The organism is Aeromicrobium sp. Leaf350, assembly GCF_916858655.1.
Taxonomy (GTDB): Bacteria; Actinomycetota; Actinomycetes; order Propionibacteriales; family Nocardioidaceae; genus Aeromicrobium.
The window spans coordinates 405062-416017 of record NZ_CAKASL010000003.1; the positions used below are offsets into that span (position 1 = coordinate 405062).

Here is a 10956-nt window from a genome sequence, read left to right on the forward strand (position 1 = left end):
TCGTCGTCTGTCGCAGGCAGTCCGGTCAGAGGTCCTGGCCGGCGGTCGCCTCGCCCACGGCCTCGATGACCGGGGTGGTGCCGCCGACGACGTCCCACTGCTGGCGGACCGAGCGGCCGTCGTCGACGACCGCCGCGATCACGGCGGCGACGTCGTCGCGGGTCACGTCGCCCTTGGCGACGTCCACACCGAGCGTCACGTGGCCGGTGCCCTCGTCGTCGGTGAGCTTGCCGGGACGCAGGATGGTCCAGGACAGGGAGGTCTTGCGGAGGTGGTCGTCGGCGTCGCGCTTGGCCTCGACGTAGACACGCCAGACGGGCTCGACGTCGTCGCCGAGCGGCTCGTCGACGCCGATCGCCGAGACCTGCACGAAGCGGGCGATGCCGAGTGCCTCGGCGGCCTGGGCGGAGCGGATCGAGCCCTCGAGGTCGACCGTGCGCTTGCGGTCGGCGTTGCCGTCGGGGCCGCCGCCGGCCGCGAACACGACGGCGTCAGCGCCCTCGAGCGCGGCGCGCAGCGCCTCGTCGTCGTCGTTCTCGAGGTCGAACAACCGGGTCTCGACTCCGGAGCGCTCGAGCTCGTCGGCCTGCTCCTGACGGCGGACGAGGGCGCGAGGCTGGTGACCTGCGTGGATGAGCTTGGGATGAACGAGGCGAGCGATCTGGCCCGCCCCTCCGACGATTGCGATGGTGGCCATGTCTCGAGCCTAGGGTCGCGGCGGTGACTAGGCTCCCTGAGTGTGAAGCCCCGCGCGATGCCGATCGTCTACTCGCTGCCGCTCCGCGACCGGTTCCGCGGCATCACGCACCGCGAGGGGGTCCTGGTGGAGGGCCCGGCGGGCTGGGGCGAGTTCGCGCCCTTCCTGGAGTACGACGACGCGGAGGCGCTCCACTGGTGGGCGGCCGCCCGCGAGGCGTCGACGGTCGGGTGGCCCGAGCCCGTCCGCGCGCAGGTGCCGGTGAACTGCATCGTGCCCGCAGTCACGCCCGAGCGCGCCGCCGAGATCGTGCTCGCCTCCGGGTGCCGCACCGCCAAGGTCAAGGTCGCCGAGCAGGGCCAGGACCTGGCCGACGACCTCGCTCGGGTCGCCGCGGTGCGTGAGGCGCTGGGTCCCGACGGTCGGGTGCGGGTCGACGCCAACGGCGCGTGGGGCCTGCGGGAGGCGCTCGTCGCCGTGCTCGCCCTCGACGACGAGGTGGGCCTGGAGTACGTCGAGCAGCCCTGCGCGAGCGTGGAGGACCTGGCTCGGGTGCGCCGCGAGACGGGCGTGCTGGTCGCGGCGGACGAGTCCATCCGCAAGGCCGCGGATCCCTACCGGGTGGCCGAGCACGAGGCCGCCGACGTCGCGGTGCTCAAGGTCGCTCCGCTGGGCGGCGTCGCGGCGTGCTTGACGATCGCCGAGCAGATCGGCCTGCCCGTCGTGGTCTCGAGCGCCGTCGACTCCTCCGTCGGACTGGCCGCCGGGCTCGCGCTCGCGGCCGCCCTGCCGGACCTGCCGTTCGCCTGCGGTCTCGGCACGCAGGCGCTCCTGGAGACCGACGTCGTGACCGATCCGCTCGCGCCCGTGGGCGGGATGCTGGACGTGCGCCGGCCGGTCGTCGACCCTGACCTCCTCGAGCGGTGCCGCGCCGACGCCGAGCGCACGGCCTGGTGGCTCGACCGACTCGCGCGCGTCGAGGGCCTCGCCGGGGGACTCGCGTGAGCCGCTCGACAGACACGGCCCGCGAGCTGGTCGGCCGGCTGCTCGGACTCGGCGCGACGGAGGCCGTGCTCGCGCCGGGCTCCCGCTCGGGCCCGCTCGCCCTCGCGCTGCACGCCGCCGACCAGCAGGGCCTGCTGCGCCTGCACGTGCGGGTCGACGAGCGGGAGGCCGGCTTCCTCGCGCTCGGGCTCGCGAAGGCGTCCCGGTCGCCCGTGCCGGTCGTGACGACGTCGGGCACGGCGGTCGCGAACCTGCACCCCGCCATGCTGGAGGCACTGCACGCGGGGGTTCCGGTGGTGGCGGTGACGGCCGACCGCCCCGCGCGCCTGCGGGGCACGGGAGCCAACCAGACCACCGACCAGCGGCGCATCTTCCCGCGCGTCCCGTTCATCGAGGACCCGGCATCGCTGCCCGGCGCGCCCTGGTCGGGACCCGTGCACCTCAACCTCGAGCTGGACGAGCCGCTCGTCGAGACGGTCGAGTGGACGTTCGACGTCGTCGCCACGGCGCCGGCCACGCTCGACGAGAGCGCGCTGGTGACGCTCGGACCCGGCCCGGCGACCGTCGTGCTGGCCGGTGACGCAGCCCAGGACACGCGGGCCCGCGACGTGGCGCGCGACGGCGGCTGGCCGCTCTTCGCCGAGCCCAGCTCCGGAGTGCGCGGCGACCAGGTGGTCGGCGCCTACCGGCTCCTGCTCGACCACCACCCGCTGTCCGCGCGCATCGAGAGGGTCGTGAGCTTCGGCCACGCGACGTTGTCACGGCCGGTGTCAGCCCTGCTGGCGCGCTCGGACGTCGAGGTCGTGCACGTCGGCGGCGTCACGACCTTCCCCGGCGTGCCGGGACCCGGCGTCCGGTTCGTCGACCACGTGCAGGTCGAGGAGGCCGACGACACCGACTGGTTCGACGCGTGGCACGAGGCCGACGGGGTCGCGCGGTCCGCGATCGACTCGGTCTCCCCGCCCGCGCACCGCCTCGCGGAGACCGTGTGGCGCGCCGCGGCAGGTGGAGTCCTCGTGATCGGCTCGTCGTCGGTCGTGCGCGACCTCGACCTGGTGGCCCCCGGTCCGTCTCCCGACATCGTCGTCGCGAACCGTGGCCTGGCCGGGATCGACGGGATGGTGTCGACCGCCGTCGGCGTCGCGCTCGTCGAAGGACGCCCGAGCCTCGCCGTGATGGGCGACCTGACGTTCCTGCACGGCGCCAACGGCCTGCTGATCGGCCCGCACGAGCCGCGACCCGACCTCACGATCGTCGTCGTGTCCGACGACGGTGGTGCGATCTTCTCCCTGCTCGAGCAGGGCTCGGTGGAGTACGCCGAGGCGTTCGAGCGGGTGTACGCGACGCCCACCGGGACGGACCTGTCGGCGCTGTGCCGGGCCCACGGCGTCCCGCACGCGCGGGTCGAGGTCGACGACCTCCGTGCGTCGCTCGACGCGACCCCGTCAGGACTCGCCGTCGTCGAGGTCCCGCTCGATCGCTCCACCCGTCGCGCCGATGCGCTGGCGGTCTCCGCGGCCGTCAGGTCCGCATTCTGACAGTGGCACTGGCACGGTCAACCGACCGCGAGTACGGTGGGTGGCGTGGGTCACAACGCTGAGGTATTCGACTACGTCGTCATCGGGTCCGGCAGTGCGGGTGGCGTCATCGCCGCTCGCCTGAGCGAGGACCCCCAGGTACGGGTGCTGCTGCTGGAGGCAGGCCCCATGGACGACGACGACATGATCCACCTGCCGGCGGGATTCTCGACGCTGTTCCGCACGAAGTGGGACTGGGCGTACCGCACGACCCCGCAGAAGATGCTGTCCGGGCGACGCTCCGACTGGCCCCGCATGAAGGGCCTCGGCGGCTGCACCTCGATGAACGCGATGATCTACATCCGCGGCAACCGCGCCGACTACGACGAGTGGCGCGACGTCTACGGTGCCGAGGGCTGGGGCTACGACGACGTCCTGCCGTACTTCAAGAGGTCCGAGGGCAACCGCCGCCTCGGCGGCGAGTACCACGGCACCGACGGCCCGCTCTGGGTCGAGGACCGCCGGTACGACCACGAGCTGACCCACGCGTTCGTCGACTCCGCCGTCGCGTCCGGCTTCAAGCCCACCGACGACTTCAACGGCGCCGAGCAGGAGGGCGCCGGCCTGTACCAGGTCACGTGCCGCAAGGGCCGCCGCTGGTCGGTCGCCGACGCCTTCATCCGGCCGGCGATGGACCGCCCCAACCTCACGGTCCGCACCGAGGCCTTCGTCACGAAGATCGAGATCGACGGCACGCGCGCCACCGGCGTCACCTACCAGCGTCACGGCGTCACCGAGACGGTCCGCGCCGACGCCGAGATCGTCCTCTCGGGCGGCGCCGTCAACAGCCCGCAGCTGCTGATGCTGTCGGGCGTGGGCCCGGGCGCGCACCTGCGCGAGCACGGCATCGACGTCAAGGTCGACTCGCCCGAGGTGGGCAAGAACCTGCAGGACCACCCCATCACCGCGGTGCTGTTCGACACCAAGAACACCTCCGACTTCTCCGAGAACCTCAGCCTCGGCAACCTGCTCAAGGCGCAGAAGCTGGGCCGCGGGCCGCTGACCTCGAACGTCGCCGAGTCGGGCGCCTTCTTCCGGTCCAGCGACGACCAGCCGGCGCCCGACCTGCAGCTGCACGTGCTGCCGACGGGCTTCTGGGACAACGGTCTCCACGAGGTCACCAAGCGCGGTCTCGTCATCGCCCCCACGCTCGTGCGGGTCGAGAGCGTCGGGCAGATCACGCTCCGCTCCGCCGACCCGACGTGGCACCCGGAGATCGACCCGGCGTACTACTCCGACCCCTCCGACCTCGACCGCATCCTGGTCGGCATGCGCAAGGCCTTCGAGGTCGCGTCGGTCGGCCCGCTCACGCGGTACGTCGACAAGCCGTGGGCGCCCGGCAGCTGGAACCCCAGCGACGACGAGATCATCGGTGCCATCTCCCGCATGGGCCAGACGGTCTACCACCCGGTGGGCACGTGCTCGCTCGGCAAGGTCGTCGACGCCGACCTGCGGGTCATGGGCGTCGAGGGCCTGCGCGTCGCCGACGCGTCCGTCATGCCGCGGGTCCCGCGCGGCAACACCAACGCCCCCACCATCATGATCGGCGAGAAGGCCGCCGACCTCATCAAGGAGTCAGCATGACGAGCGCATCCCCCACCGGTCCCGAGCTGTCCGGCCCCCTGTTCGGGGCGGGCGAGCCGCCCATCTCGTCGCTGCCGGTCCGCGAGGGGCCCACGTTCGAGTCGCTCGACCCGCGCACGGGTGACGTCGTCGGCGTGCACGCCATCCACAGCGCCGAGGAGGTCGAGGCGGCGGTCGAGAAGGCCCGCCTCGCGGCGATCTGGTGGCGTGACATCGGCTTCGAGGGCCGCAAGGAGTTCCTGCTGCAGTGGCGCAGCGTCATCACGCGTCGCCTCGCGCAGATCTCGCACCTCGTGCACCTCGAGACTGGCAAGCCCCACGGCGACGCGCAGCTCGAGATCGGTCTCGCGATCGACCACGTGAACTGGGCCGCCAAGAACGCCAAGAAGGTCCTGGGTGCCACGTCGGTGTCGTCCGGCATCTTCGCGATCAACCACGCGTCGTCGGTGCGGTACAACCCGCTCGGCGTCGTGGGCGTCATCGGGCCGTGGAACTACCCGGTCTTCACGCCGCTCGGCTCGATCACGTACGCGCTCGCGGCGGGCAACGGCGTCGTGTTCAAGCCCAGCGAGTACACGCCCGGCGTCGGCCGCTGGCTCGTCGACACCTTCACCGAGGTCGTCGGGGGCCGTCCCGTCCTGCAGCTCGTCACGGGCTACGGCGAGACCGGCGCTGCACTCTGCCGCGCCGGCGTCGACAAGGTCGCCTTCACCGGCTCGGCCAACACCGGCAAGCGCGTCATGGCGGCGTGCGCCGAGAACCTCGTGCCCGTCGTGATCGAGGCCGGCGGCAAGGACTCGGTCATCGTCGACGAGGACGCCGACCTGGTCGCTGCGGCCGAGGGTGCGCTGTGGTCCGGCATGTCGAACGCGGGCCAGACCTGTATCGGCGCGGAGCGCGTGTACGTGCACCGGGCCGTGTTCGAGCCCTTCATGACCGAGCTGCTCAAGCAGGCCCGCACGGTCACGGCGCACGCGTCGCCCGACTCGCTCATCGGACCCATCACCATGCCGTCGCAGCTCGACGTCATCCAGCGCCACATCGACGACGCGATCGCGAAGGGCGGCCGGGTCGTGCTCGGCGGGTCCGACGCGGTCGGCGAGCGCTTCGTGCAGCCGACGATCATCACCCACGTGCCGGAGGACTCCGCGGCCGTGACCGAGGAGACGTTCGGTCCGACGCTGGTCGTCAACCCGGTCGACGACATGGACGAGGCGGTGCAGCTGACGAACGCGACGGCGTACGGCCTCGCCGGGTCCGTGTACGGCAAGCGCCGCGCGGTCTCGATCGCCGAGCGGGTGCGCTCGGGCATGACCTCGATCAACGCCGTCGCGATGTTCGCGGGCGTCCCGTCGCTGCCGTTCGGTGGCGTCGGTGAGTCCGGCTTCGGCCGCATCCACGGTCCCGACGGCCTGCGCGAGTTCACCTACGCCAAGGCGATCACGCGGCAGCGGTTCAAGCCGTTGCTCAACCTCACCTCGATGCAGCGTGACGAGGCGACCGACAAGAACGCGGCCACGCTCATCAACCTGCTCTACGGAGGCCGCAAGACGTTGCGGTGATCTCGCGTCGCGAGAGTTGTCCGCCGGGCCACGTGTCGTTCACCGGACGCGTGTCGGCTGCTGGCCTGGTGCCCCGTAGCCTGAACGCGTGAACAGGCGGATCATCCATCGGCGCTTCGTGGCCCTCGGTGACTCCTTCACCGAAGGGATGGGCGACCCCGACCCGCTGCTGCCCAACGGGGTGCGCGGCTGGGCCGACCGGGTCGCCGAGCAGATGTCGGTCGCGGCGCCCGGCGTGCAGTACGCCAACCTCGCGATCCGCGGCAAGCGGCTCGACCAGATCGTCTCCGAGCAGCTCGGGCCGGCGCTCGCGCTGCGGCCCGACCTCGTGGCGCTGTTCGCCGGGGTCAACGACCTGATGCACCTGCGGGTGCGGATGGACGAGCTCATGGCGGTGTACGAGGACGTCGTGGCGCGGGTGCGGGCCACGGGCGCCCGGGTGCTGCTGTTCACGATCAGCGATCCGGAGCCGGTGTGGGTGTTCCGCCCCTTCCGCGGGCGCATCGCGATCTACAACGAGCTCGTCCGCAAGATCGCCCGACGCCACGACGCGACGGTGGTCGACCTGTGGGACGTGCTGGACCTCGGTGACCGTCGCCTCTGGGGCGACGACCGCCTGCACCTCGCGACGCCCGGTCACGAGATCGTGGCCGGAGCGGTGTGCGAGGCCATCGGCATCCGTCACACCCTCCAGGTCGACCCGGCGACGAGCGGCGCGGCGCGCACCCGTCGGCAGCGGCTGGCGTGGCTCGTGCGGCACGCGGTGCCGTGGTTCTTCCGTCGCCTGCGGGGGCGTTCCCTGGGTGACGGCCTGACCCCGCGGTACCCCACGCTCACGCCTCCGGTGCTGCCCGCAGGCCTCGCGGTCGAGGAGCTGCCGTCTAGCCTGGCGCCATGCGATTCCGCCGCTTCGTCGCCCTCGGAGACTCCTTCACCGAAGGGGTCGGCGACGCCGATCCCCGACGCCCCAACGGCGTTCGTGGATGGGCCGACCGATGTGCCGCCGCCCTCGCGCAGCACGATCCCGACCTGACCTACGCGAATCTCGCGATCCGGGGGCGCAAGCTCCGGCCGATCCTGGCCGAGCAGGTCGCTCCGGCGCTGTCGCTCGATCCCGACCTGGTCTCGATCTACGCGGGCGCGAACGACGTGCTGCGCCCGCGGATCGACGTCGACGCCCTGGTGGCCGAGTACGACGCGGCGGTGGGGATGCTCTCGCAGCAGGCCCACGTCGTGATGTTCACGGCCTACGACCCGGGTGAGGCGCCGGTCTTCGCGTTCCTGCGGGGCCGGTTCGCGATCTACAACGAGCTCGTCCGGGAGGTCGCCGAGCGCCACGGTGCGACGCTGGTCGACTTCTGGCGTCTGCGCGAGTACCGCGACGACCAGCTGTGGGACACCGACCGGATGCACATGTCGAGCATCGGCCACCAGCGGATGGCGATCGCGGTGCTCGACGCGCTCGGCGTGACGCACGACCTGGAGCCGCTGCCTCTCGTGCCGCCTGCCCCGCAGACCGCCGCCCAGCGCCGCGCCGCGAACGTGGCCTGGGCGCGCGAGCACGCCGGCCCCTGGGTCGGCCGCCGCCTGCGCGGCACCTCCTCCGGCGACGCCCTCGCCCCCCGCTACCCCACCCTGACCACCCCCACCTGAATGACCGCTCGCGAGAGACTTTGTTACCGCTGGCGAGAGACTTTGTTGGTGGTCAGGAGATGCGGAACTCGCTCCTGACCACCAACAAGGTCTCTCGCGAGGGGTCGTCAGTCGCGGGGGGAGAGCGCGGTGCGAACCGGGATGAGCTTGGCGTCGGACTCGGCCAGCTCGTCGGCCGGAACCGAGTCGGCGACGATGCCGCAGCCCGCGAACAGGCGCGCGGAGCGGCCGTCGGGCGCGAGCTCGGCTGAGCGCAGGCCGATGCCCCACTCACCGTCGCCGTGCCCGTCCATCCATCCGACCGGTCCGGCGTAGCGGCCGCGGTCGAGCCCCTCGATCTGGGCGATCAGGGCGACGGCCTCGGCGGTCGGCGTGCCGCCCACGGCGGCCGAGGGGTGGAGGTCGGCGACCACCGACAGCACCGACGTGCCGTCGGGCACCACGCCGGCGATGTCGGTCGCGAGGTGCATGACGTTCGGCAGGTGGAGCACGAACGGCGCCTCGGAGCGGGTGACCGCCGAGCAGTGCGCGTGCAGGGCGTCGGCGACCGAGCGCACCGCGTACTCGTGCTCCTCGAGGTCCTTGCTGGACCGGGCGAGCGAACCGGCGAGGGCGGCGTCGTGCGCGTCGTCGCCCGTGCGGCGGATGGTTCCGGCGAGCACCCGCGACGTCACGAGACCGCGCTCGAGGCGGACGAGCATCTCCGGGGTCGACCCGAAGAATCCGTCGACGTGGAACGTCCAGCACGCGGGGTAGTCGCGGGCGAGGCGGGCGAGTGGCCAGCGCACGTCGAGCGGTCGGTCGAAGTCGGCCCGGCAGTCGCGGGCGAGCACGACCTTGTCGAGCTGGTCGGCCGTGATCCGCTCGACCGCAGCGGCGACGGTGGCGGTCCAGGTGGCGACGTCGCCGTCGTCGAACGTGACCGGACCCGGCCGCTCCGGCCGGGTGGTCGGTCGCAGCTCGGGCGTCGGACCGATCGCGCTGCCGATCGTGGAGATCCAGGCACGACCGTCACGGCGACCGACGACGACCTCGGGCACCGTGAGGTGGCCGGCACCGTCGGCCGCGAAGTCGAACGTGCCGAACGCCACAAGGCCTGAGCCGGCGACCCCGACCTCGTCACGCACGACCGCCTGGTGCCGCACCTCGTCCCACCAGCGGGACGCGGCGGAGAACCGGTCGGGTCCGTCCACGTCGAAGGACGCAGCCCGCCCCCAGCCGACGATCCCGTCGCCGTCGTGCACCCACGCGAGGAAGTCGCGCTCGGGCAGCAGCGCCAGCAGGTCGTCGACCTCGACCGGGCGCGTGCGCACCAGCAGACGCTCGGGGGCGTCCGAGGCGGCGGGTCCGGCGGGGTTGGTCACGACGATCCACATTACCCGTGGGAGAGTGATCTGGTGAGTCGAGCCGGACTGGACAAGGACCCCCGCGCGGTCGCGAGCATGTTCGACCAGGTCGCGCAGCGGTACGACATCACGAACGACGTCCTGTCGCTCGGGCAGGACCGGCGCTGGCGCAAGGCCGTGGTCGACCTCGTCGCGCCGCAGCCGGGGGAGCGTGTGCTGGACCTCGCGGCCGGCACCGGCACCTCGAGCCAGCCCTTCGCGGACGCCGGCGCGCACGTCGTGCCGTGCGACTTCTCGCTCGGGATGCTGCGCGTGGGCAAGGCGCAGTACCCGGACCTGGCCTTCACGGCGGGCGACGGGATGCGGCTCCCGTTCGCCGACGACTCCTTCGACGCCGTGACGATCTCGTTCGGTCTGCGCAACATCCACGACCCGGTCGAGGGCCTCCGTGAGCTGCACCGGGTGACCAAGCCGGGCGGCCGCATCGTGGTGTGCGAGTTCAGCACGCCGACGTGGAAGCCGTTCCGCGCGATCTACATCAACTACCTCATGCGCGCCCTGCCGCCGGTGGCCCGCGCGGTCTCCTCCAACCCCGACTCGTACGTCTACCTGGCGGAGTCGATCCGCGCGTGGCCCGACCAGAAGGGTCTGGCCCTGCGCCTCGTGGAGGCCGGCTGGGGGCGCGTCGAGTGGCACAACCTCTCGGGCGGCATCGTCGCGATGCATTACTCCGTCAAGCCCGCCTGACCTGCGCCCTCACGCCCTCGTCTCCACAGACGACGTCGCTCCTGACCACGAACAAGGTCTCTCGCGAGGGGTAACAAAGTCTCTCGCGAGCGGTCATTCAGGGGAGAGGGTGGCGAGGTAGGCGTCGGCGGCGCGCTGGCTGCGCAGGTGGACCAGCTGCAGGTCCGGGTGCTCGGCGCGGGCGTCGGCGACCAGCGTGCGGTAGTCGTGCCGCGTGCGCCACGCCCAGCGGATGATGTGGTTCGGCTCGGTGAGGATGGTCCGCAGCGGGGGCTCGACGTTGCCGGCCCAGAGCTCGGTGCCGTGCCGCACCCGGCTCACCGTGCGGCGCGTCAGGCGGGTCATCGTGACCCGCACCGGGAGGTCCAGCCACACGATCGCGTCGGCATGGGCGACGAGCACCGGTCGGGCCTGCGGGTACTGCCACTCCGTGACCCACGCCGGCGACTGCGCCAGCGCCAGGACGTCGTCGTCGAACTCCGGTCGCGCGTTCCAGCCGGGGCCGTGGTGCAGGACGTCGAGCTCGGTGTACGGGATGCCCGTGGCCGCCGCGACGCGCCGCGCCAGGGTGGACTTGCCGGCACCGGGCCGACCGGCCACCAGCAGGCGTCGAGGAGCGTCGGTCACGACCCCATGCTGCCCCATGCCCAGGCGGGGACCACCCCTCGCGACGCGCTTAGTGTGACCTAAGTAACAGGGTGCCCCCAGGCGGGCGTAGCGTGTCTCACGGTGGCGCTGTGGTGCGGATCACAACGCCTCAGTCATCCGACCGAATGCCCTGCGGG

At 72.3% G+C, this 10956-nt stretch carries 9 protein-coding genes and 1 pseudogene; 7 read left to right on the forward strand and 3 right to left on the reverse strand.

Translation table 11 applies throughout. The features are described from left to right. Positions 1 to 25 precede the first annotated feature (25 nt). Entirely contained in the window at positions 26 to 697 is a 672-nt protein-coding gene (locus LO931_RS15570; protein ID WP_229054761.1) for an SDR family oxidoreductase, read from the reverse strand. A gap of 57 nt (positions 698 to 754) precedes the next feature. On the opposite strand from LO931_RS15570, the gene LO931_RS15575 reads away from it, so the two are divergent. The 6 genes and pseudogenes from LO931_RS15575 to LO931_RS15600 all read left to right on the forward strand — a co-directional run bounded on the left by LO931_RS15575 (position 755) and on the right by LO931_RS15600 (position 8078). Next, the gene (locus tag LO931_RS15575; protein WP_229055153.1) at positions 755 to 1702 is read left to right on the forward strand and encodes an o-succinylbenzoate synthase; all 948 of its coding nucleotides are present in this window, start codon (positions 755 to 757) and stop codon (positions 1700 to 1702) included. After that, positions 1699 to 3240 (forward strand): 2-succinyl-5-enolpyruvyl-6-hydroxy-3-cyclohexene-1-carboxylate synthase, encoded by a 1542-nt coding sequence (menD, locus tag LO931_RS15580; protein WP_229054762.1) that lies wholly within the window; start codon positions 1699 to 1701, stop codon positions 3238 to 3240. The genes LO931_RS15575 and menD overlap by 4 nt, the downstream gene beginning before the upstream one ends. Before the next feature lie 45 nt (positions 3241 to 3285). Next, positions 3286 to 4863, forward strand: coding sequence for a GMC family oxidoreductase (locus LO931_RS15585; protein WP_229054763.1), 1578 nt, complete (start codon positions 3286 to 3288; stop codon positions 4861 to 4863). Next, positions 4860 to 6425 (forward strand): aldehyde dehydrogenase family protein, encoded by a 1566-nt coding sequence (locus tag LO931_RS15590; RefSeq protein ID WP_229054764.1) that lies wholly within the window; start codon positions 4860 to 4862, stop codon positions 6423 to 6425. The genes LO931_RS15585 and LO931_RS15590 overlap by 4 nt, the downstream gene beginning before the upstream one ends. 118 nt (positions 6426 to 6543) lie before the next feature. Continuing rightward, positions 6544 to 7068 (forward strand): annotated as a pseudogene (locus tag LO931_RS15595) (SGNH/GDSL hydrolase family protein); the annotation flags it as partial. 251 nt (positions 7069 to 7319) lie between these two features. Then, complete coding sequence (locus LO931_RS15600) at positions 7320 to 8078, forward strand: SGNH/GDSL hydrolase family protein (protein ID WP_229054765.1); 759 nt, start codon at positions 7320 to 7322, stop codon at positions 8076 to 8078. A gap of 107 nt (positions 8079 to 8185) precedes the next feature. Here the strand turns inward: LO931_RS15600 and LO931_RS15605 are convergent, their stop codons facing one another. Next, positions 8186 to 9442 (reverse strand): isochorismate synthase MenF, encoded by a 1257-nt coding sequence (locus tag LO931_RS15605; RefSeq protein ID WP_229054766.1) that lies wholly within the window; start codon positions 9440 to 9442, stop codon positions 8186 to 8188. Between the two features lie 33 nt (positions 9443 to 9475). Between LO931_RS15605 and LO931_RS15610 the strand changes: the two genes are divergently transcribed. Continuing rightward, complete coding sequence (locus LO931_RS15610) at positions 9476 to 10171, forward strand: demethylmenaquinone methyltransferase (RefSeq protein ID WP_229054767.1); 696 nt, start codon at positions 9476 to 9478, stop codon at positions 10169 to 10171. A gap of 93 nt (positions 10172 to 10264) precedes the next feature. Here the strand turns inward: LO931_RS15610 and LO931_RS15615 are convergent, their stop codons facing one another. Further along, a complete protein-coding gene (locus tag LO931_RS15615; protein WP_229054768.1) occupies positions 10265 to 10798 on the reverse strand; it encodes an AAA family ATPase in 534 nt (177 codons plus the stop codon). Positions 10799 to 10956 lie beyond the last annotated feature (158 nt).

Bases quoted from the DNA above. Each gene is read 5' to 3' on its own strand.
- LO931_RS15570 (WP_229054761.1), bottom strand. From the start codon at position 697: ATGGCCACCATCGCAATCGTCGGAGGGGCGGGCCAGATCGCTCGCCTC.
- LO931_RS15590 (WP_229054764.1), top strand. From the start codon at position 4,860: ATGACGAGCGCATCCCCCACCGGTCCCGAGCTGTCCGGCCCCCTGTTC.
- LO931_RS15600 (WP_229054765.1), top strand. From the start codon at position 7,320: ATGCGATTCCGCCGCTTCGTCGCCCTCGGAGACTCCTTCACCGAAGGG.
- LO931_RS15575 (WP_229055153.1), top strand. From the start codon at position 755: ATGCCGATCGTCTACTCGCTGCCGCTCCGCGACCGGTTCCGCGGCATC.